We start from the raw sequence: 20,505 nt of genomic DNA, 5'->3' as shown, positions 1-20,505 counted from the left end.
TCCCCTGCTCCTTTTTATGCTCAGGCATCGTCCTGCGCGATGCGCGCACAGACGGCTCCGATCATGAGTTGACTCGAGCGCGCGCCCGGATCGACATGACCGCGCGAGCGCTCGCCGAGGAACGACGCACGGCCTTTCGTGGCGAGCATGTCCCGCGTGGCGAGCATGTTTTCTTCCGCGATGCGCGGCAGCGCCGTCAGCACATCGTGCTTCGAAGCGCGCGCATCGGCCATCGCGGTGAAGTGTTCGGCCACGGGCATCAGCACGTCCATCATCGTCTTGCTGCCGGTGCCCGTCTTGCCGCGCTGGCCGACCGCGTCGACGCCCGCCGCGAAGGCGCGCGCGAACTCCGCCACGCCCGCATCGTCGGTCGAGGTCTTCGCGATTCCCGTCAGCATCGAAAAGAACAGCGGCCCGGACGAGCCGCCGACCGTGGACAGCACCTTCGCCGCCGCGAGCTTGAGCGCGGGCGCGAAGGCTTCCGCTTCGAGCTGCGCGCGCATGGCGACGAGCGCATCCATGCCGCGCAGCAGATTGATGATGTGATCGCCGTCGCCGATCGCCTGATCGAGCGATGCGATTTCGTCGGCATGTTCCCTGAGCGACGCATGCGCCGCATCGATGCACGCCATGACCGTCTTGCCGTTCATGCGCCGATCCTCCGTTCACTGGCTGAGCGTGCAGAAAGGATACAGCGTCGCCCGACCTCTCGCGCAGATCGATCACGTCCAGGGAACGTGCACGCGGTCGAGATTCCTGTCGAGCTGAAACGCCGCGCTGATGAGCGCGAGATGCGTCAACGCCTGCGGAAAATTGCCGAGCGCCTCGCCGCTCGTCGCCACTTCCTCCGAGAACAGCCCGAGGTGATTCGCGTACGCCAGCATCTTCTCGAAGACGAGCCGTCCCTCGTCGACACGGCCCGCGCGCGCGAGCGCCTCCGCATACCAGAACGAGCACGCGGAGAAGCCGCCTTCCGTGCCGGGCAGGCCGTCGAGCACCGAGCCGCGCGTATAGCGGAAGATCAGCGGATCGACGCGCAAGTCACGGCCGATCGCATCGAGCGTGCCGATCCAGCGCGGATCCTTCGGGCCGATGAAGCGCACGAGAGGCATCATCAGCGCCGAGGCATCGAGCGTGGCCGATCCCGGCGTCTGCACGAAGCTCTTGATGTCGTCGTTCCAGAACTGTTCGTGGATATCGCGATGGATTTCATCGCGCGTTTCGAACCATCGCGCGAGCGGCGCGGGCAGCGAGCGCTTCTCGGCGAGCCGTAGCGCCCGGTCCACCGTCACCCAGCACATCAGGCGGGAATGCAGCAGCGCGCGCGTGCCGTTGCGAAACTCCCAGATGCCGTTGTCGGCCTCGCGCCAGTGTTCGACGACGTAATCGACCGTGCGCGTCACGTGACGCCAGCCATCGTAGGAAACGGCTGCGCCGTACTTGTTGTAGAGATAGACCGAATCGAGCAGCGCGCCATAGACATCGAGCTGAATCTGCTCGCGCGCCTCGTTGCCGACGACGACTTGCCCCGGCATTTCGCCCGCGAGGCTCGTCAGGCCGCTTTCCGCGAGCGCGTCGCTGCCGTCGACGGAATACATCACGCGCAACTGGCCGTGCGCGCTGCAATCGCGGCTGCGCTCGGCGATCCATTTCATGAAGCGCTCCGCTTCGCCGGTGTAGCCGAGGCGCAGCAGCGCGTAGACGGAGAACGCGGCATCGCGTATCCATGTGAAGCGATAATCCCAGCGGCGCGAGCCGTCCTGCGCCTCGGGCAGGCCGAAGGTCGGCGCGGCGACAATCGCGCCGAATTCCTCCGAGCTCAGCAGCTTCAGGGTCAGCGCCGAGCGCAGCACGACTTCGCGATAGCGTCCGCGATACGTCGAGCGCGACGACCATGCCTTCCAGTAATCGATGGTGTCCGTGAGGATCGCATCGTGGCGCGCCTCGATGTCGGCAAGCCCGTCGGCATCGCCGAGCGCGAAGCACGCGCAATCGCCTTCGTTGAAATCCAGCGTCGCGCACGCACTCTGCCCGTCGAGCGCAAGCGGCACATTCGCGAGCAGTCGCAAGGGCGGCGAGCCATCGTCGCACAGGAATTCGACGCCCTTCTCCACCGTGCGCGCCGTGTGCGTCGCGCGCGCGTAATCGAAACGCGGATCGCACCGCACGTCGAGCGTCATGCATCCGAACACGAGCCGCACGATGCGCAGCACGCAGTTCGGCACTGCACCGGCGCGCGTCGCATTCGATGCAACCGGCATCAGATCGAGCAGCTCGCACACGCCATCGCCGGTCATGAAGCGCGTGAGCAGCACGTTCGTCTCGGGCAGATACATCTGCTTCACGCGGGCGCCGGGTGCGCGCGGCGTGATCGAGAAAGCGCCGCCGCGCTCGCGGTCGAGCAGCGCGGCGAACAGCGTGGGGGAGTCGATGCGCGGAAAGCACATGAAGTCGATCGCGCCGGAAAGCGACACGAGCGCCGCCGTCTTCATGTTGCCGATCATGCCGCGAGCGTCGACGGGCAGCGCGGCGGGCGGAACCTGCTGGGGATGGTGTCCCATCGCGAAGTGCTCCCGACAAGCCTGGAATGGCATCGTCGGGCAGCAAGTCATATTCCTGTCGGGCGTGCCATGTTCCACGCGCATGTGGCGCGCGTGCGACAAAGGCTGGACGCCGGGTGCATCAGCGCGCGGCGGTTCGTTCGCCCTGCGCCGCTTCCGGGTTCTTCGGTGCGTTCCCGAAAGCCGCCGTGCTCGCGGCGTCGCCCTGGGCTGCGAGCGCGGAAGGCGTGGGCACGGGCGCATCCGCGTGACGCGACCTGCCGAAGCTCGCGATATAAACCACGGCTGCCACGGCGACGCCCACCAGCACCGCCGCCACCGCCACGCCCGACGACTTTCGTCTCATTTCCCCTCCCTTTCGGATACGATGACCCGGCTCGCGGTCCGGCCCCGCGTCGATGGTAGCAGCGCGAAGCGTGGCGCCTGCGTGGGCCGCCGCGCACTGCAGCACAGGAACTCCACCGCAACCCGAGGACATTTCATGCACGCCGCCACGGCATTCAATCTGGTGCTCGTCTCGCTGATCGCGATCATCGCGCTCGAAGTGCTCGCGAAGCGCCTGCGTCTGCCGCCGGCGGCCGCATTGCTCGTCGGCGGCGTCGCGATGGCGTTCGTGCCCGGCCTGCCGCATCTGGAGCTGGACCCCGAGCTCGTGCTCGTCGTGTTCCTGCCGCCATTGCTGATGTACGGCGCGTATTTCTTCGTGTGGGACGACTTCAAGCGCAACCTGAGCGGCATCCTGCTGCTCGCGATCGGCGCAGTCGCGTTCACGACGCTCGTCGTCGGCATCGCGGTGCATCTGGTCGTGCCCGAGCTTCCGTGGGCCGCGTGCTTCGCGCTCGGTGCGGTCGTCTCGCCGCCCGACGCCGTCGCCGCCAAGGCCGTGCTGGAGCGCGTCGCGCTGCCGCGTCGTCTGATGGTGCTGCTCGAAGGCGAAAGCCTGCTCAACGACGCGGCCGGCCTCGTGCTGTTCCGCTTCGCGCTCGTGGCCGCGATGAGCGGCGTGTTCAGCGCGCCGCGCGCCGTCGCGAGCTTCGCGGGGCTCGCGATCGGCGGCGTCGTCGTCGGGATCGTCGCGGGGTTCATCGCCGTCAAGCTCATGCGCTCGCTCGAGGACGATTACCTCGTCATCACCACGTCGATGCTCACGTCGTGGGTCAGCTATATCGCGGGCGAAGAGCTGGGCGTGTCGAGCGTCATCGCGACGGTCACGTGCGGCATGGTCGTCGGCTGGCATCAGCATGAGGTGTTCACGGCGGCGCAGCGCATGCGCGGCACGGCGTTCTGGCAGGTCGTCGTGTTCGTGCTGGAGGCGCTCGTCTTCGTGCTGATCGGCTTGTCGCTGCGCGGCATCGCGGTGCGGCTCGGCGGCGTCGGCGATGCATTCTCGCTGCTCGGACCCGCGACGGCGGCGGTCATCGCCGTGGTGATCCTGTCGCGCTTCGTGTGGGTATTCGGCGTCGAAGCGCTGAAATGGATCGCGTGGACCGTCACCGGACGCACACGCGCTGAGCCCGACGAAGCCGGCGCCGCCGTTCCCGACTGGCGCGCGGCCACGGTCGTGAGCTGGGCCGGCATGCGCGGCGTCGTGACGCTCGCGGTCGCGATTTCCCTGCCCGAGACGATGCCTGGCCGCGATCTCATTCTCTTTGCCGGCTTCGCGGTGATTCTCGTCACGGTGCTTCTTCAGGGCGCGACGATCGGCCCGCTCATCGCGCTGCTCTCGCTCACGCGCGGCCACGAGCGTTCGCCGCGACATCTCACCGAGCCGCAGGCATGGGCGCGCATGGAAACCGCGCAACTGGCGGCGATCCAGCCGCTCGTGCACGACGCGAACGGCACCGTGATCCATCCGCGACTGCTCGAGCAATATACGTATCGCGCGGAGCTCACCCGGCGTTTCGAAAGCATGGAGGCGTTTCCGACGGAAGCGCGCCATGCTCACTACGACGTCGTGCTCGCCGCGCTCGCGGCCGGGCGCGCGGAACTGCTGCGAATGCATCGCGCAGGCGAGATTCACGACGAACTGCTGCACTCGCTGGAGCACGATCTCGATCTTCAGGAGATCATCGCGCTTCATTCGCGCGGCTGAGCGCGCTCAGTGGCCCGCGCCGCGCTCGTGCGACGGGACGACGAGCGGCGTCTCGTCGGATGAATCGTCGCATTGCATCCATGCATAGGCGGTGACGGTTGCGCTGCCGCTGTTCCTCAGGCGGATGAGCCATTCGCCCGCGGCGGCGCGGCGCGTGCTGCTGCGCGCGCCGGTCGGCGCGAGCGCGACGAGAATCATGTGCCCGTCGCCGCGCGCGCCGCGTCCGAGATGCACGACGGTGCAGATCGCTTCGCCGCCGCGCGTGTATTTGCCGATGTCGCCGAGCGCAAGCCAGGCGCTCGCGATCCCGTCGGGCGGCACGATCTGCACGTCGACGCGGGGCGCGTCGCCATCGCTGGAAAACCATATCTCCGCGAGACTCGGCGACGGCGCATGCGCGCGCACCGGCCAGCGCAAGTCCGCCTGATCGCGGCCGGCGATGGTCAACGCGCCACGGCAGCGCGACAGATCCATGTTTCCGGACGGCAGCACGACGGAGCAGGCGCCGGTGTCCATCAGTTCGTCGAGCGCGCTTTCGATGAGCGAACTGCCATCCTGCTGCCAAGCGACGTTCCCGGCATTCAGGCTGACGAGCGCATGACACCCCGCACCGCCGATGTCCTGCGCGCGCTGCACGACATAGCGGACGGCGTCGAGCACTTCCGCATCGGGACAGGGGCCGAACGCGTCGCGCATCGTGCGCAGGCGCCGTTTGAGCTGGACGCCGATCATCGGCAAGGGCGCGTCGCGATCGTCGCCTGATTGCGCCGAATCGGCAGACCGTAGCACGCGCGACGGATAACGGCCCGCAAGCTCGGCAGCGGCCGGACCGTCGTGCGCGAATCCGTAGATGCGGGCCCCGCCGGCCGCGTGCGCCGCCTCGGCATGAAGGCGTGCGTCGTCCAGCAGCGCGTCCATCTGATGTTTGAGCAACTCGCTTCCGTAGCCGAGACCCGCCGCGGAGTCGGCCGCATCGTTCTGATTCCAGAAACATTGAAAGCGCGTGCGCGTTCCGGCCGCATCCTCCGAGAAGCGCGGATGCGTGAACGCGACATCTTCATCGCATACGCCGACGATCGCATTGCCCAGCCCCTCGCGCATCGGCGCATGATCGGCCGGCACGCGTTGCGCGCGCGCGTCGACGTGCGACGGGATCGCCAGCGCTTCCGTGAAGCGTTCGAACCTGCCCGCGAGATGCGTATTCAGATGCGTATAGAACTCGCGCGTCACGTGGGCCGTGCAGAAGCGCGTCGCCGCGAGCGCCGCGGGCGGATCGCGATAGAGCGCCGACATCCAGATCCAGGGCTGCCAGCCATTTTGCTCGATCGTTTGCGCGAACTGTTGCGCGGTGTCGCCGCCCTGCTTCATCTCGATGGCGATCGGCATGCGCCCGCGCGGCATGCCGCCCAGGTCGCGATAGCGCGTCGCGTTGGCCCACACGATATACGGATCGATCCGCGCGACCGCCGCGAGCGCGCGTGGCGCGACGGGCTCGAACCCTTCGCTCGCCGTGCCGATCTCCCAATGCGGGCTCATCGTTCCCTCCTGTCGCCTGCATTCCGAGGAAAGCGAGGCCGCGGGTGTACGCCTGATCAATCGCCGGCTTTGGTTGTTTCCATTCTGTCGACGATTGATCGCCATGGCCGCGACGCGCGGATTCATCGGCGGATAGTTCGGGAACCGAAAGGAATCCTGCGCTCGCTATCGCATAACGTAGCCACTTGCCGTGCGAGAAGCAAGGCAAATTCCCGGCCGTATCGCGTGGACTGCGGGTCGGCGCACGGTGATCATCGGCAGGCGAATGTTCGTTCGAATTCAGCCGGACACGCTGTCGAGCCGGGCGCGGCCTTGCGCCCGCGCGCTCCCTTCCCGCTTGCCCTTCGCGCGCCTTGCAAGCAGATTCAGTCCTTCGACAAATCCCGCGAAGCCCATCGCCGCGTAGATGTAGCCCTTCGGCACGTGCGTTCCGAAACCTTCGGCGATCAGCGTCATCGCGATCACGAGCAGGAACGAGAGCGCGAGCGTCACGATAGTCGGGTTGCGTTCGATGAAGCGGGAGAGCGGTTGCGCAGCGAACAGCATCGTCGCGACGGCGAAGATGACGGCGATATACATGATCGGCAGATGCTCCGTCATGCCGACCGCCGTGATGATGCTGTCGACCGAAAACACGAGATCGAGCAGCAGGATCTGGCCGATCGCCGCCCACGCCGTCATGCTGCCGACGCTCGACATGACACCCGGAGCGTCGTCGTGATCCCGTCTGACGTGGTGATGCATCTCCTTGGTCGCCTTCCAGACGAGGAACAGGCCGCCTGCGAGCAGGATGAGGTCACGCCACGAGAACGCGTGATCCAGCACGGAGAACACCGGCGTGGTCAGTTGCGTGATCCACGCGACCGCACCGAGCAGCGCGAGCCGCATCACGAGCGCGAGCATGATGCCGATTCGCTGCGTGCGCGCGCGCTGCGCGACGGGCAGCTTGTTGCTGAGAATGGAGATGAAGATGAGATTGTCGATGCCGAGCACGACTTCCATCACGATCAGCGTGACGAGCGCCGCCCAGACGGCGGGATCGGCGGCAAGCGAAAGAAGATATTCCATGAGTGCGGAAGAATTGATTGATTGGACGTATCGCGCCATGATCGGCTTGTCTCGCTCTCGAAAAAATCAGCGATAATCGAAACCATACTTCGGTTTTTTCGATGTATCGAACAGGACATCCGACGCATGCTCAACTACCGTCATCTGCATTATTTCTGGGTCGTCGTGAAGGAAGGCGGTTTTGCGCGCGCGGCGGAGCGGCTCGACATGGCCGTGCAGACCATCAGCGCTCAAGTGCGCGAACTGGAGAAATCGCTCGGTCATCAACTGCTGAAGCCGGCCGGCCGCGGTGTCACGATGACCGAAGCGGGACAGGCGGCCTTCGCGCGCGCCGAGGAAATCTTTCAGATCGGTCAGTTGATCCAGGACGAAGTGCGCGAAGCGGCGAGCGGCACGCTCGCGCGGCTTGCCGTCGGGCTGTCGGACGGCATTTCGAAGCTTGCCGCGCACGCACTGCTCGCGCCGGTGCTCGGCAATCCTTCGCTGCGCCTGCTGTGTCACGAAGGCGAAACCGACGAACTGCTCGGCGAACTCGCGCTGCATCGGCTCGATCTCGTGCTCGCGAGTCATCCCGCGCCGCACAACCAGAATCTGCGCCTCACGAGCGAGCGGCTGATCGCCTCGCCGGTCGACTGGTACGGGCCGGCTTCCATCGTGCGCAAGAGCGCCATCGATCATTTTCCGGAGAGTCTGGCCTCGCTGCCGATTCTTCTGCCGACCGGCCATTCGTCGCTGCGCGCACGGCTCGATCGATGGCTGGAGGCGCAAGGCATCGCGCCGCGCATCGTCGGCGAGTTCGAGGACAGCGCGCTGATGGCCGTGTTCGGCGCGCGCGGGCTGGGCGTGTTTCCGCTCGCCGAATTCGGCGCGGGCGATGCGCCGTTGTTGCGCGGTCTGCGCTGGCTCGGCCGCTCGCCCGATGTGAAAGAGGAAGTGCACGCGATCGTGTCGCGGCGCGGGCGGCATCATCCGCTGACGCAGCAAGTGCTCGCGCGCGCCATCACTTAACTTCGGTTTTTCCGAAGTTCGTGTTCCGTTCGATCTGCTTTTTCGAATTGCGCGGGCGCCTTACGCTGGAGTCATGTCCAACGAGGAGGCGTCAATGAAAGTCCTGTTCAAGTCCCGCGATCCCGAAGCCATTGCGATGCACGAGCTCGCGAAGGCGCGCAGCGAATTCGTCTTTCGCCGCCTCGCGTGGCTGATTTCGAAGGCGACCGTCAGCTTGTCCGACATCAACGGGCCGCGCGGCGGCGTCGACAAACGCTGTCAGGTGGAAGTGCAGTTGAGTCGGGAGAACAAGGTCGTGGCGACCTCGATCGCGCGTGATTGGCGCGGCGCAATCGATCTCGCGCTCGCTCGCGCCGTGCGCTCGCTGGTGCGCCGGCGTCAGGCCGTCAAACCGACGCGGCGCGTGCGCGCGCGCGGGCTTGCATGGGATTTCGCGCCGGAGCCGGCGCTGCAGGAGGCCGTCGATCCTCGCGTGCGCCTCATGAGGAAGATGGCCGGCGCGTAAGGCTAGATCGGCGCGCTCTGTTCGATGGCTTCGAAGCCGCCGTCGGGCACGGCGTCCATCGACATGAAGAGCGTGCGCAATTCGGTGCTCAGGCCGTGAAAGTGGCACAGGAACGTGTTCCGGTCCGCGTAATACCACGGCGTGTTCAACTCGCGGAAGCTCACGAACTCCGGCGAGTCCGTCTCGGGGCACAGGCCGTGCGCCTGCAGCTGCTCGAGGAAAATGAACTGATCGCCCCGATTCGAGAACGTGTGACCGATGTCGTCGATTTCGCGCACTTTCGCGAGCACGGCTTCGAGCACGGCGATGTTCGCTTCGGTGTTGCGAAAGCCCATCACGCCCGAATTGAAAGGCCAGCCGCAAATGTCCGCGGTCAACACGCGCTCGCGCCCTTCGGTGAACTTTTCGAGTTTCACCGTCCGGTTCATCGCGATGATATCCGCGTCGATCCAGAAGACCCATTCGTGCTGGGGCAAATACTTGCAGAGCAGGAACGGCTTCGCCCAGTTGCCGCAGCCGTCGCGCCCGAAATCCGGCGGCAAGTCGCGATGCACGTAGAGCGTGTAGCCGTGCTGCTCGCAGTACGCGCGCAGGCTCGCTTCGCCGAAGCGCGCATAACTCGCGATGTTCGGCGTATGGAGCATGACGACCGCCACGGCGCACCCCGGCCGATACACCGACAATGGCTCGTTCGAATCGATCGACAACGGCGCGGCCGTGTCGAATACACGCCATTCACCGGACGCGTGGCACGCGTTCACGTGCCGCGCGAACATCGCGCGCCACAGCGGCCCGTATTTGCTGTAGAGACGCGGCGTGAAAACGAGCGCTACGGCAATGACCGGTCTGTTGCGAAGATCCGGGTGCTGCCCCGACCACATCGACGCGATCGGCACCACGCCGTTCAGATCGTCGCAGTCGGGCACGGTCGGCTGCTCTTCGAGCAAGGCTTCTTCCGTGACGAACTCGCCGCAGTCATAGTATTTGCGGCATCGCGCGGCCAGCCCGCGCGCCATGCGCCGGTTCTCCTCGTTGTTTCGCAACACGAACATCTCGGTGTTGATGCCGAAGGGCCCTTTGGTGAACAGCACGTCACGGTCAGCCATGATCTGTTCGAAATCGTGAAAACGGATGAAGAGCGCGTTTTCCGTGGCGAAAACGAAGACCTCGCCCTCTTCCGCTTCCTGCAACATGTCGCTGAGCAACTGGTACTTATAGAGCGTGCGCAGTTCGAGCGAACCGATGCAGTTCGACGTCGGTTCGAAGCGATGTTTCGCACCGGTGCGCCTGCAAAATTCGGCATGGTTGTCGAGCGACGATGTCGCGTTGCGATCAGAGAAACAACTAATCAGAGTGACCATGACGGTTCAACAATCGAAAGACGGGAGACGGGAAGCGAGACTCCGACGACCTGCATGCTCGCCCTTCCCAGCATAGCCGGGCCGTTTCGCGTATTTGTAAATTATCGAGTCAAGCCGGAGAAACGACACCGGCGCACTGCGGGTTAGCCATGCCACTCGGAAAGTTTCGCCGATGCGCGACGGTGCGACGGTGCGACGCGAACACGAGGACACCTCTATCTCGTGCGCACGACCCGCACGACGCCGACGATCACGCCCAGCGCCGCCGACACCGCCGCGCCCACGAGCGCCACCCGCGCGCCGTCTTGCCCGTAGAGGCCGAACGCCACCGCCGCGAGCGCCGCGCCGAGCGAAAGGCCGATCATGCGCGCCATCGTCATCAGGCCGCCCGCCGCGCCGGTGCGCTCATGCGGCGCGGACGTCAGCATGATGCGGTTGTTGGGCGTCTGAAAAAAGCCGAAACCGATGCCGCACACCGCGACGCGCCACACGATATCGAAATTCGACGGTTCGGCCGGCAAACCGATCAGCAGGCACAACCCCGCCGCCATGATCGCGAGTCCCAAGCCGCCGACGAGCCCCGGCGCGTGACGATCGGAAAGACGCCCGGCGAGCGGCGCGACGAACACGATCACGAGCGGCCACGGCGTGACGAGCAGGCCGGTCGTGGTCGCGGTTCGCGCGAGCTGATGCTGGAGCATGAACGGCAGCGCGAGATACGCGAGCGTCTGCGCGACATACGAGCAGATCGACGTCAATCCGGACAACGCGAGAATCGGAATGCGCAGCAGATCGAGCGGTACGAGCGGCGCGGGCCGTCCGCGCTGATGACGCATGAGTGCGAAGCCCGCGATGCACGCGAGCGCGATCTCGACGACAGGCAGCGCGTGAAAGCGCATGCCTTCGCTCACGGCCTGCCCCTCGCCCGCGCCCAATCCCCCGACGCCGAGTATGAACAGCGCGATCGCGCCCGCGCTCAGCAGCGCGCCTGTGTAATCGAAGCGCCGCGCAGCCGATGAAGGCGCGACAGGCGCAAGCGTCGCGCTCGCGAGACACAGGCCGAAGATGCCGAGCGGCACGTTCACCGCGAACAGCCATCGCCAGCCGGCGACCGAGAGAATGCCCGCCGCGACCGTCGGCCCGAGCGCCGCCGACAACGCCACCGCGAGACCGAGCAGCGCGATGCCGCGCCCGACGAGCTTCGGCGGATAGACCTGCCGAAGCAGCGCGGGCACGATCGTCGACATACATGCGCCGCCGATACCCTGCACCGCCCGTGCCGCGACGAGAAGCGCGAGACTCGGCGCCGCCGCGCACGCGAGCGATGCCGCCGTGAAGAGCGCGACGCCGCCGAGAAACACGCGCTTGAAGCCGATCATTTCGCCGAGCGCCGCGAACGGCAGCACCGATACGGCGACCGCCAACTGGTACGCGGTCACGACCCAGACCGTCTGCGCCGCCGTGCGCGACATGTCGTGCGCGATGGTCGGCAACGCGACGTTGGCGATCGACGAATCCAGATTGCCCAGGAACGAGCCGAGCAGAACGGAGATGACGGCCCAGTAATTGACGCGCGGTTCCTGCGTGTGATTCGTCATCGAACTTTCTGTTATTGGGATGAATGGCGCGTCCGCATGGTAACGGACAGCAGTGTGGCCGCGCAAAACGGCCCCGACGCGCACGGGCGACGCGCTAAAAAGACGCGCACGCCGCATGTCGTACGCGCAGCGTCGATTCCTGCTCGAAGCGCACGCGGTAGTGCTCGCGAATTTCACCGATGGCCTTGTCGCTCGCTTCGTCGTCGGGATGCGCGAGGTTCAGCACCCAAGTGGATTCGCGCACCATCGAGCCGTCCGCCGCGCGCCATTGTCCGTTCGCGCGCCAGGTCGTGAAACCTTGCGGAAAGCGCGGCGTGACTTCGGCGCGCAGGAAGTCGTCGAATTCGTCGGGCGTGACCGAATCCCTCGGTTTGGCCGTGCCGAAATACACGAGGTCGTACACAACGCGCTGCTCACCCGTCGCGCACGTCTGTGTGGCCGATGTTGCGCACGCGGAAAGCGTCGTCGCGAGCGTCAGCATTGAAATCGTTCGATATCCGAACATAATCGACATCAAATGAGCGAAGTACGCCATGTTATAGCGCCGAACCGGATTGTGTTTTTTATTCACGATGATAAGTTCGACGCCGATCCCGACACATCGGCGCCGACCAAGGCGCAGGAGACACGCATGACCCCGCGATCCCCTACGCTGGCAGTGCAGACCCTGATCGACGAAGCGCCGCTCTCGCGCTTTCAGATCGTCACGTTCCTGTTGTGCTTCGCAATTCTCGTGCTGGACGGTTACGACACGGTCGTGGTCGGGTATATCGCGCCGGCGCTCAAGGCGCATTTCGGCGCGACGCCCGCGCAACTCGCGCCGATGTTCGGCGCAGGCCTCTTCGGCCTCACGATCGGCTCGTTCGTGTTCGGTCCTGTGGCGGACCGCTTCGGGCGCAAGCCGACGCTGCTCGCGTCCATCGTCATCTTCGCACTGTTCAGCCTCCTCTCGGCGTGGGCCGATTCGATCCCGATGCTGACCGTCCTGCGTTTCCTCACGGGCCTCGGTCTCGGCGGTGCGATGCCCAATGCGTACACGCTCGCCGCGGAATATTGCCCGGCGCGTTTGCGCGCGACGCTCGTCGCGCCGATCGGTTGCGGCATCGCCGCGGGCGGCGCGCTGGGCGGGCTGGCGGCGCCGCACCTGATCGGCGCGTTCGGCTGGCAATCGATGCTCGTCGCGGGCGGCGTGCTGCCGGTCATCCTGTTGTTCATGCTCGCCCGCTGGCTGCCGGAATCGGTGCGGCATCTGGTGGCGCACGACGAACGTCAGGCCGAAGCGCGCGCGATCGTGACGCGCATTGCGCCGCACGTCGATCTGTCGAACGCGCAACTCACGCTCGGCGAGGCCCGCGTGCGCGGCTTTCCAGTCGGCCAGTTATTACGGCCGGGCATCGGCGGCGGCACGATCTTGTTGTGGATCACGGCGTTCATGGCGCTATTCGTGATCTATTTTCTCGGCAACTGGCTGCCGATCCTGATCCAGCAAAGCGGCGTGCCGTTTCGTGAGGCATCGCTGATGACGGCGCTCTATCTCACCGGCAACAGTCTCGGTGCGATCCTGCTCGGCGTGCTGATGGACCGGTTCAATCCGCAGTACGTGCTCGCGGTGGCATTCGTCTGCGCGGCTGCGAGCCTTGCTTCGTTCGGGCATCTCGCGGGACATCCGACGCTCGCGTGGCTGTCCCTCGTCGCGCTCTTCGTGACGGGTGTCGGCACGGGCGGCACGATGACCGGCACCAATATTCTCTCGACGGGTTATTACCCGACCGCGGCGCGCGCGACCGGCGTAGCGTGGACGCTCGGCATGGGCCGCGTCGGCTCGATCGTCGGTTCGATGATCGGCGGCGCGATGCTCGCCGCGCACTGGCTGCCGCCGAGCATCTTCGAAGCGGTGGCCGTGCCGATCGCGCTGGCGGCGCTCAGCGTGTGCGCGCTCGCCGCGTATCGTGCGCGGCATCCGTCGCAAGTAGCGGCATCGGCCCGGACATCCGGCGAGCCGCGCACGAGCGGCACCTGAGCGCCATCCGAACGCGCGGCGAGTTCAGCCCGACACCGCAATGCGCGGCTCGCACATCGCGGAGCGGCCGTCGAGCTCGGCCTTGCCGCATTCGATCGCGAAATTCGCGGCGGCCTGCGCGGTCGAAAATGCGCGAAGCGGCCCGATCGCGCGCCGCACGCCGCCCGGCCGCTCGATAAGGAGCGTCGCCACGAATTCCCCGGCGCGATGCCGGACGATGACCGAAAGCTCACAGCCTCGATATTCGATTGGAGTGGAGTCCACGGCTGACCTCGTTTGTGCGAATGCATTGAAGGAGATCAATCTACGCAAGGTCCGCGCAACGCGTAACCCCGCGTGTGAGTGGCTGCGAACGTAGGCCGAGCGATTGTTCGCCGCGACGAAGCCGGGCAGAACGCGCAAACGTTTGACCTTCGAATCGATGTAAATGGGAATGGATAAGATTTCTGCGCGCACTTTCTTAAGTCTGTATCCTGATTCGGACAGGCCCTGATGAACGGTGCCGGGTCGCCCGAATCGGACCTCGCCAATGACAGCCGCCAAAAACGAACGACATTGCAGGACCGCCGCGTGGGTGATCGCCTGCGCCGCGCTCGGATTCGCGAGCCAGCCGGTTCACGCTCAGGAGTTCTCGTTTCTTGCCGGCGCGCTCAAGAGCAGCAGCCAGAGCACGTATTCCTGGGAAGCGAACTATCGGGAAGGACTCGGACGTTACGCGGCCTGGAGTTTTTCCTGGCTGAACGAAGGCCATATTCCCGATCATCACCGTGACGGCCAGGCCTTCCAGCTCTGGGGACGCCTGCCGCTCTGGAACGACCGGCTGGAATTGTCGGCGGGCGCCGGGCCCTATCGCTATTTCGACACGAGTCAGGCACAGGCCGGCGGCGAATACTCGAATACGCACGGCTGGGGCGGCATGTTCACGCTGCGCGCGGCGTATTACTTCGACAACCGCTGGATCGCCGAAATGAAGCTGAACCGCGTGCAGGCGTTCGGCGGCCCGGACACGACCGCGCTTCTCTTCGGCATCGGCTATCAGCTCGATGCGCCCGAAGGACGCGGACCGCGCGCGCGTGCCGTGCCGCGCACGACGAACGTCACGAACAACGAAGTCACCGTGATGCTCGGCACGACGGTCCTCAACAGCCCCGACACGGAAACGAATCTGGCGGAGAGCATCGAGTACCGCCGCGGACTATGGCACTACATCGATTTCACCGCGTCCTATTTGCACGAAGGCGGGCACGTCCAGTCGCGCCGCGACGGGATCGCCGCGCAATTGTGGGCGACGCGCGCGTTCTTCGACGACAAGCTCACGCTCAGCGTCGGGGCGGGACCGTATCTGTCGATCACGCAGAACGACGACCTGCCGCAGAACCGCACCGGCGACGGCCGATTCTCGGGTCTCGTCTCGGTGTCGGCGAGCTACCGTTTCACGAACCGATGGCTCGCGCGCGTGACGTGGAACCGCATCGTCACGCGTTACGACCGCGATGCGGACATCATCGAGGCGGGCTTCGGCGTGCGCTTCTAGCGCTGGAAGAGTTCCTGCTGGCCGGACATCAGCGCGGTGAAGTCGTCGCGCATGAAAGGCAGGATGCCGTCCGCGACCGGCTGAAGCTGCTTGCTCACGTAATGCTCGTAGTCGATCGGCGCATGCCGCGCTTCCACCGGCTCGGGACCGGCCGTCGTCATCACGTAGCTGATCCAGCCGCCGTTCTGATATTGCAGCGGGCGGCCGGCGCGCGCGTTGTAGTCATCGGCGATGCGCGCGGCGCGCACGTGTGGCGGCACGTTGCGCTGATAGTCGCCGAGCGTGCGTCGCAGGCGCTTGCGATAGACCAGCAGTTCATCCAGCTCGCCGCGCCGCGTGCGTCCGACGTAGTCGCGCACGTAGTCCTCGTACGCCTCGCCCTTGAACACGCGCATGTAGAGCTCCTGCTGAAAGCGCTGCGCGAGCGGCGTCCAGTCGGTGCGCACCGTTTCGAGCCCTTTGTAGATGATTTCCTCGCTGCCGTCCGCGCGCGTCGTCAGGCCGGCGTAGCGTTTCTTGCTGCCCTCTTCCGTGCCGCGGATCGTCGGCATCAGAAAGCGGGTGAAATGCGTTTCGAACTGCAATTCGAGTGCGCTGTCGAGTCCGAACGTCTCGCGCAAATGCTCGCGCCAGTAGCCGTTCACATTCGCGACGAGCGCCCGGCCGATGCGCGCCGCGTCTTCCTCGCCGCGCGCGCGCCGCAGCCAGACGAAGGTCGAATCGGTATCGCCGTAGATGACGCTGTAGCCGCGCGCCTCGATCAGCTCGCGCGTGCGATGCATGATTTCATGACCGCGCATCGTGATCGACGACGCGAGCCGGGGATCGAAGAAGCGGCAGCCGCTCGATCCGAGCACGCCGTAGAACGAGTTCATGATGATCTTGAGCGCCTGCGACAGCGGCTTGTTGCGCTGACGCTTAGCGGCCTCGCGCCCTTCCCACACTTGCGCGACGATCGCAGGCAGACAGTGCGTGTCGCGGGAAAAGCGCGCGCCGCGAAAACCCGGCACGGTGGCGGTGTCATCGGGCGTGGCCATGCCTTGCGCGAGTCCGGCCGGATCGATCAGAAATGTGCGGATGATCGACGGATAGAGGCTCTTGTAATCGAGCACGAGCACGGAGTCGTAGAGACCGGGCCGCGAATCCATCACGAAGCCGCCGGGACTCGCTTCCTCGGGCACGTCGCCGAGATTCGGCGCGACATAACCCAGCCGATGCATGCGCGGCATGTACAGATGCGTGAACGCCGCCACCGATCCGCCGCTGCGATCGGCCTGCAATCCGGTGACGGAAGCACGTTCGAGCAAGAACGGCAAGAGTTCCGTCTTGTCGAAAACCTTCGTCACGAGTTCGCAGTCGCCCAGGTTGTAACGCGCGAGCGCGGGCTTGTCCTCCTGAAAGCGCCGCTCGATCTCGTCCATGCGCGCGTACGGACTGTCGATCGCCTTGCCCTCGCCCAGCAGCGATTGCGCGACGTATTCGAGACTGAAGGACGGAAAATTCCACGTCGCCGAGCGCAGCGCCTCGATGCCGTCGATCACGAGCCGTCCCGCGATCGAAACGAACCAGTGATTGCGGTTCATGCCGTGCTCGCGCCATTCGGCCGCACTGCCGTCGCGGCCGAGCGCGAGCGTCACGCCGTAGTCGTCGGCGTGACGCTGCAGAATGCGCAAGTCGAATTGCACGACATTCCAGCCGATGATCGCGTCCGGATCGTGTTGCGCGATCCACGCGTTGAAACGGCGCAGCATGTCGGCGCGGGACGCGCAATAGTCGAGCGCGAAATCGATATCGGCGTCGCCGGGGGCCGCGCCGTTCGGCGGCCCGAGCATATACACCTGTCGCGCGCCGCAGCCTTCGAGCGCGATCGAATAAAGATCGCCCTTCACGCTCGTTTCGATATCCAGCGACACGACTTTCAGCGACGGCCGGTAATCCGCCGAGGGCTTGAGTTCACTGGACACGCGGCCGTCGCGCTCGACGCCTTCGAACGACACCGGCGCGGTGATGAAACGCTCCATCAGATAGCGCTCGTGCGGACGGATGTCGGCTTCGAAGACGTCGACGCCCGCGCTTCTCAGGTTCTTTTCGAGCGCGAGCAACTGGCGATACTGTGGGCAATAGAGTCCCAACACCGGCTTCTGGCGAAAGTCCCTGAGCGTCAAGTCGCGCAGACAGGCGTCCCGAACGCCGGCGACGATGTGCTCTGCCTTCGCGCGATCCTCCGCGCGGATGAACGCGACGCTCGTCTGCGACGCAATGCGGATTTTCTTCGGGCCGGCGTCGGTGGCGAGCCAGAAATCGACTTCCGTCCCGGCCGCGGTGTCGCGCCAGTGACGGGTCAGCAGAAAACCCTGTTGTGCGGAAGCCAAGCCGATACCTTCGAGAACGCGTGCCATCGAAGCATTTTACTTGGCGGAAAAATAAAAAAGCCCGGCGGCCAATCGGCGCCGGGCTTCGGGAGTCGGGAAACAAAAACAGCGAAGTAAAACGCGGTAGCAGCAAGCCGGTCATCCACCATCCTCTCGCGGACGGTCCCCGGAGAACGGCCGGCCGCCGCTACCGCCTAAGCAGCCTGTGCGACCAGGCTTGCCCGTTGCGGCTGTAACGCCGCTACGTTACCGAGTGCCGTGTGCTCCGCATGCTCCGGCACTTCGTTCTTCGACATCACCACCTCCAGAGCGGCTTCTTGACTGGCCTGTTTCGCGGCCGCCGCTTTCTTGGTCTTCCCCGCGCGTGACGGCGGCTGGCAGGCCCCGCACACCACGTTGTTCTGCAAATCATGCTTGTGTGCGACGAATTTCCCGGTGCAGCGGCAGCACGGCGTCATCTGCAGCATGCCGGCGTCGAAAAAGCGCACAAGAGTCCAGGCCCGCGTAAGGTCGAGTACCGCCTCGGCGCCGCTATGGTTGCAGTGCTCGAGATACAGCCGATACCCTTTGGTCAACGCATCGAGATGCGAGCAGCCAGCTTCGTTCTTGAGGAACGTATAGGTGTTATAGAAAAGCGACGCGTGGATATTGGCGAGCCACGTCATGTACCAGTCGGCCGAGAACGGGAGCATGCCCTTCGGCGGCGACACGCCCTTCACTTCGCGATACAGCCGGATCATGCGATCGCGCGAGAGCGTGAGTTCGCTCTCCAGCACCTGCATGCGCGCGCCGAGCTCGATCAGTGCAATGGCGCGGAAAACTTCCTGGGCGTCTTCGGTGAGGCTCTTCTTCAGCATGGCTCGCTCCGTCATCACTTAAGCGAACTGTTCGGCCGGCTGGCCAGCCAGCAGGATTGCCGCGTGCGTCGGCGCGATGTCCGCATTCTTCGCGGGTTGCGTCAGCGCCGACAGCATCGTGTGATCGTTGAAACGGAAAGCGCAAAGCAGGTTATCCGACGACGCGAGCTTGACGACCTGCGCGAGCGTGAGGCCCGACAGCAGATCGGCGAGCTCCGCCGACAGACCGAGCCGGAACATGCCGATGGCGCGGTCTTCGCGCAAGAGACGCTGCGCGAGCATGATGTACGACAAGTTGATTTCCCGGATCGATTCCAGCGTTTCGCGACCGTTCATGGTTGCAACTTCCAGTAAATCCCCGAATTTCCCGCCGGCTTTTAGCCGATATCTTTTTTGTGCCTCACCGAGCTTGTTCTGCCCGGCTACGTCCTGCGTAATCTTTGTTTCAGTGCGTTACATCTTGTAACAACCACTGTGAGACGGATTCTAAGAAAGCTCTGAATCGTTTGCAAGAGTGTCTCAATAATATTTTGTTGCAAACAACACTTTCGATCGGTAACTTTTTCGGTATGGAGATTTCTACCGGTTTTTGGATGACGTCCGTATTTGTCTAACGTTTGCGACGTCCAGCCAGCGCGGCTTCATTTTTATCGTAATAATTGCCTACAGCGCCATATAACGGGGGTTTGGCGGATTCGGTTGACGCCAGAACACAGCTTTTATTCGCCATTCATCTGATGTTATAGGCCAAAAAAATGCCGCGATATCGGCAATTACCGACTCGCAGCTTATAAGGTAATAATTACCTTGTCGCCGTAACAAGTTTGTTACGGCGCGAAATCCCGGGTTTTGACTGAGTTCGTAACAACCTCTGTTACTTCTGCGGGACGCCTTTACGCCACGCGCCCCAATGTGTAACAACCTCCTGTATGAATGGATTGCCCGTTCGATACAGATTTTCGATGGCTGGCGTGAAGCCGCCTTGATCCGCGTAGTTGAGCAGGTTGTCCGATGCGGCCTGCCCTTCGTAGGGCCGGTCGAAGTCGGAGCCGGCGCGCAGCACCGCCACGCGCGACAGATCCACCCGTTTCACGCTCGCCGCACGTTTCAACGCTTCGTACGTCGCGTTGTCTTCCTGCTGCGTCGTGCAATAGACGCCGCGCCCGTCCGTCAACAACTGCGTCCACGCGCGTGCCCGCTCGCCGATATATTTGCCGGACCACCATGTATCGCCCGCGAGCGTGTCGCACTGGATCACGCGCGGCGGCTGGTTCGCCGGCGCGTAACCGAACTTCGCGCGCGCGACCTTGGCCTGGTCGCTGTCGGAAAGCGTGACGTTTCGCGAGATGGCATACGCCGCGTCCGTCAGCGAAGCGTTGAGCGCGAACACCTCGGTCCGGTAGTCGAGCGGCGGCTTCTCGTACGGACTCTTCGTGTTGATGCCGAGAAAGCCCGTCGGCCAGTCGGCGGGCTTTTCGCGCGCGTCGAGTTCCCACTGAATGCCGAAGTCGACGAGATATTTCGCCCACGCCGCCGAGCCGATCGTCCCCTGCTTCGGATCGATGCCCGCGATGCCCGCGACCAGGAAATAGGTGTGGCGCAGGTCGAAGCGGTCCGAGAATGCGAGGGCCATCATCGACGCGGCCGCGTTCGTGTGACCCATGCCCGTCGTGATGACGCAGACATCGTCGCGATTGCAGTTCACCGCGGGATAATCCGGCGACAGCCCGGGCACCTTGACCGCGTGCCACGGGCCGAGCTTGTCGAGCCAGATCTGGCCTTCGGGCCCGAACATCGTGATGATCATGACCTTGACGTCGCGGCCGCCGTTACCGTGCTCGCCTGCTTCGTCGGCGTCATGGGATGGCTGGGCGAAGGCGCAGCCGGTGAAGCTCGCGAGACTCGCGAGGCCGGCGGCGAACAGCGTCGCGCAGGCGGCCTTTCTGAGCCTGATCGCTCGTGGCGTGTCTTGCTTCTCTTTCGATCGTGACGC

Annotated in this window: 18 protein-coding genes; 5 read left to right on the top strand and 13 right to left on the bottom strand. The window is 64.8% G+C overall.

The window, feature by feature from the left end; translation table 11 throughout:
- Positions 1-20 precede the first annotated feature (20 nt).
- From dhaL to U4Y90_RS07120, 3 genes are all read right to left on the bottom strand, one after another.
- The gene (dhaL, locus tag U4Y90_RS07130) at positions 21-650 is read right to left on the bottom strand and encodes a dihydroxyacetone kinase subunit DhaL (RefSeq protein WP_321793691.1); all 630 of its coding nucleotides are present in this window, start codon (positions 648-650) and stop codon (positions 21-23) included.
- A gap of 72 nt (positions 651-722) precedes the next feature.
- On the bottom strand, positions 723-2,561 hold the full coding sequence (locus U4Y90_RS07125) for a glycoside hydrolase family 15 protein (protein WP_321793689.1): 1,839 nt from the start codon (positions 2,559-2,561) through the stop codon (positions 723-725).
- 121 nt (positions 2,562-2,682) lie between these two features.
- Positions 2,683-2,907 (bottom strand): hypothetical protein, encoded by a 225-nt coding sequence (locus U4Y90_RS07120; RefSeq protein ID WP_321793687.1) that lies wholly within the window; start codon positions 2,905-2,907, stop codon positions 2,683-2,685.
- A 135-nt stretch (positions 2,908-3,042) separates the two neighbouring features.
- Here U4Y90_RS07120 and U4Y90_RS07115 point away from each other — a divergent pair, with 135 nt between their 5' ends.
- Positions 3,043-4,653 (top strand): Na+/H+ antiporter, encoded by a 1,611-nt coding sequence (locus U4Y90_RS07115; RefSeq protein WP_321793685.1) that lies wholly within the window; start codon positions 3,043-3,045, stop codon positions 4,651-4,653.
- 6 nt (positions 4,654-4,659) lie between these two features.
- Here U4Y90_RS07115 and U4Y90_RS07110 read toward each other — a convergent pair whose 3' ends face one another.
- Together U4Y90_RS07110 and U4Y90_RS07105 are read right to left on the bottom strand one after the other, a co-directional pair.
- Complete coding sequence (locus U4Y90_RS07110; protein ID WP_321793683.1) at positions 4,660-6,189, bottom strand: hypothetical protein; 1,530 nt, start codon at positions 6,187-6,189, stop codon at positions 4,660-4,662.
- A 279-nt stretch (positions 6,190-6,468) separates the two neighbouring features.
- On the bottom strand, positions 6,469-7,257 hold the full coding sequence (locus U4Y90_RS07105; protein ID WP_321793681.1) for a TerC family protein: 789 nt from the start codon (positions 7,255-7,257) through the stop codon (positions 6,469-6,471).
- A gap of 126 nt (positions 7,258-7,383) precedes the next feature.
- Here U4Y90_RS07105 and U4Y90_RS07100 point away from each other — a divergent pair, with 126 nt between their 5' ends.
- Both U4Y90_RS07100 and U4Y90_RS07095 read left to right on the top strand, forming a co-directional pair.
- Complete coding sequence (locus U4Y90_RS07100) at positions 7,384-8,265, top strand: LysR family transcriptional regulator (RefSeq protein WP_321793679.1); 882 nt, start codon at positions 7,384-7,386, stop codon at positions 8,263-8,265.
- Between the two features lie 94 nt (positions 8,266-8,359).
- Positions 8,360-8,770 carry an HPF/RaiA family ribosome-associated protein gene (locus tag U4Y90_RS07095; RefSeq protein WP_321793677.1) on the top strand — a complete coding sequence of 137 codons (411 nt, stop codon included), beginning with the start codon at positions 8,360-8,362 and terminating at the stop codon, positions 8,768-8,770.
- Positions 8,771-8,772: 2 nt separating this feature from the next.
- Here the strand turns inward: U4Y90_RS07095 and U4Y90_RS07090 are convergent, their stop codons facing one another.
- The 3 genes from U4Y90_RS07090 to U4Y90_RS07080 form a co-directional block, all read right to left on the bottom strand.
- Entirely contained in the window at positions 8,773-10,131 is a 1,359-nt protein-coding gene (locus U4Y90_RS07090) for a hypothetical protein (RefSeq protein WP_321793675.1), read from the bottom strand.
- 215 nt (positions 10,132-10,346) lie between these two features.
- Positions 10,347-11,729 carry an MFS transporter gene (locus U4Y90_RS07085; RefSeq protein WP_321793674.1) on the bottom strand — a complete coding sequence of 461 codons (1,383 nt, stop codon included), beginning with the start codon at positions 11,727-11,729 and terminating at the stop codon, positions 10,347-10,349.
- 94 nt (positions 11,730-11,823) lie between these two features.
- Entirely contained in the window at positions 11,824-12,210 is a 387-nt protein-coding gene (locus tag U4Y90_RS07080; RefSeq protein ID WP_321793672.1) for a DUF3574 domain-containing protein, read from the bottom strand.
- Positions 12,211-12,360: 150 nt separating this feature from the next.
- Here U4Y90_RS07080 and U4Y90_RS07075 point away from each other — a divergent pair, with 150 nt between their 5' ends.
- Positions 12,361-13,749 carry an aromatic acid/H+ symport family MFS transporter gene (locus U4Y90_RS07075; protein WP_321793670.1) on the top strand — a complete coding sequence of 463 codons (1,389 nt, stop codon included), beginning with the start codon at positions 12,361-12,363 and terminating at the stop codon, positions 13,747-13,749.
- A 24-nt stretch (positions 13,750-13,773) separates the two neighbouring features.
- Here the strand turns inward: U4Y90_RS07075 and U4Y90_RS07070 are convergent, their stop codons facing one another.
- Positions 13,774-14,205, bottom strand: a complete 432-nt coding sequence (locus U4Y90_RS07070) for a hypothetical protein (protein ID WP_321793668.1) — start codon at positions 14,203-14,205, stop codon at positions 13,774-13,776.
- A gap of 73 nt (positions 14,206-14,278) precedes the next feature.
- On the opposite strand from U4Y90_RS07070, the gene U4Y90_RS07065 reads away from it, so the two are divergent.
- A complete protein-coding gene (locus U4Y90_RS07065; protein ID WP_321793666.1) occupies positions 14,279-15,283 on the top strand; it encodes a hypothetical protein in 1,005 nt (334 codons plus the stop codon).
- Here U4Y90_RS07065 and U4Y90_RS07060 read toward each other — a convergent pair.
- The 4 genes from U4Y90_RS07060 to U4Y90_RS07045 all read right to left on the bottom strand — a co-directional run bounded on the left by U4Y90_RS07060 (position 15,280) and on the right by U4Y90_RS07045 (position 20,319).
- On the bottom strand, positions 15,280-17,682 hold the full coding sequence (locus tag U4Y90_RS07060; protein ID WP_321793664.1) for a DNA polymerase II: 2,403 nt from the start codon (positions 17,680-17,682) through the stop codon (positions 15,280-15,282). The two genes, U4Y90_RS07065 and U4Y90_RS07060, sit on opposite strands and share 4 nt — an antisense overlap.
- A 167-nt stretch (positions 17,683-17,849) precedes the next feature.
- Positions 17,850-18,512, bottom strand: coding sequence for a flagellar transcriptional regulator FlhC (gene flhC, locus U4Y90_RS07055; protein WP_250515086.1), 663 nt, complete (start codon positions 18,510-18,512; stop codon positions 17,850-17,852).
- An 18-nt stretch (positions 18,513-18,530) separates the two neighbouring features.
- Positions 18,531-18,848, bottom strand: coding sequence for a flagellar transcriptional regulator FlhD (gene flhD, locus U4Y90_RS07050; protein WP_014250878.1), 318 nt, complete (start codon positions 18,846-18,848; stop codon positions 18,531-18,533).
- Between the two features lie 538 nt (positions 18,849-19,386).
- Positions 19,387-20,319, bottom strand: coding sequence for a purine-nucleoside phosphorylase (locus U4Y90_RS07045; RefSeq protein ID WP_415749312.1), 933 nt, complete (start codon positions 20,317-20,319; stop codon positions 19,387-19,389).
- Between the last annotated feature and the right edge of the window lie 186 nt (positions 20,320-20,505).

This window comes from Caballeronia sp. J97 (genome assembly GCF_905220305.1).
In the GTDB taxonomy this organism is placed as follows: Bacteria; Pseudomonadota; Gammaproteobacteria; order Burkholderiales; family Burkholderiaceae; genus Caballeronia.
The sequence above is the reverse complement of the archived record's forward strand: the minus strand, read 5'-3'. Positions and strand labels throughout refer to the sequence as shown.

Bases quoted from the DNA above. Each gene is read 5' to 3' on its own strand.
- U4Y90_RS07085 (WP_321793674.1), bottom strand. From the start codon at position 11,729: ATGACGAATCACACGCAGGAACCGCGCGTCAATTACTGGGCCGTCATC.
- U4Y90_RS07045 (WP_415749312.1), bottom strand. From the start codon at position 20,319: ATGATCATCACGATGTTCGGGCCCGAAGGCCAGATCTGGCTCGACAAG.
- U4Y90_RS07080 (WP_321793672.1), bottom strand. From the start codon at position 12,210: ATGCTGACGCTCGCGACGACGCTTTCCGCGTGCGCAACATCGGCCACA.
- U4Y90_RS07075 (WP_321793670.1), top strand. From the start codon at position 12,361: ATGACCCCGCGATCCCCTACGCTGGCAGTGCAGACCCTGATCGACGAA.
- U4Y90_RS07115 (WP_321793685.1), top strand. From the start codon at position 3,043: ATGCACGCCGCCACGGCATTCAATCTGGTGCTCGTCTCGCTGATCGCG.
- U4Y90_RS07125 (WP_321793689.1), bottom strand. From the start codon at position 2,561: ATGGGACACCATCCCCAGCAGGTTCCGCCCGCCGCGCTGCCCGTCGAC.
- dhaL (WP_321793691.1), bottom strand. From the start codon at position 650: ATGAACGGCAAGACGGTCATGGCGTGCATCGATGCGGCGCATGCGTCG.
- U4Y90_RS07120 (WP_321793687.1), bottom strand. From the start codon at position 2,907: ATGAGACGAAAGTCGTCGGGCGTGGCGGTGGCGGCGGTGCTGGTGGGC.
- U4Y90_RS07110 (WP_321793683.1), bottom strand. From the start codon at position 6,189: ATGAGCCCGCATTGGGAGATCGGCACGGCGAGCGAAGGGTTCGAGCCC.
- U4Y90_RS07105 (WP_321793681.1), bottom strand. From the start codon at position 7,257: ATGGAATATCTTCTTTCGCTTGCCGCCGATCCCGCCGTCTGGGCGGCG.
- U4Y90_RS07095 (WP_321793677.1), top strand. From the start codon at position 8,360: ATGAAAGTCCTGTTCAAGTCCCGCGATCCCGAAGCCATTGCGATGCAC.
- U4Y90_RS07090 (WP_321793675.1), bottom strand. From the start codon at position 10,131: ATGGTCACTCTGATTAGTTGTTTCTCTGATCGCAACGCGACATCGTCG.
- U4Y90_RS07065 (WP_321793666.1), top strand. From the start codon at position 14,279: ATGACAGCCGCCAAAAACGAACGACATTGCAGGACCGCCGCGTGGGTG.
- flhC (WP_250515086.1), bottom strand. From the start codon at position 18,512: ATGCTGAAGAAGAGCCTCACCGAAGACGCCCAGGAAGTTTTCCGCGCC.
- flhD (WP_014250878.1), bottom strand. From the start codon at position 18,848: ATGAACGGTCGCGAAACGCTGGAATCGATCCGGGAAATCAACTTGTCG.
- U4Y90_RS07060 (WP_321793664.1), bottom strand. From the start codon at position 17,682: ATGGCACGCGTTCTCGAAGGTATCGGCTTGGCTTCCGCACAACAGGGT.
- U4Y90_RS07100 (WP_321793679.1), top strand. From the start codon at position 7,384: ATGCTCAACTACCGTCATCTGCATTATTTCTGGGTCGTCGTGAAGGAA.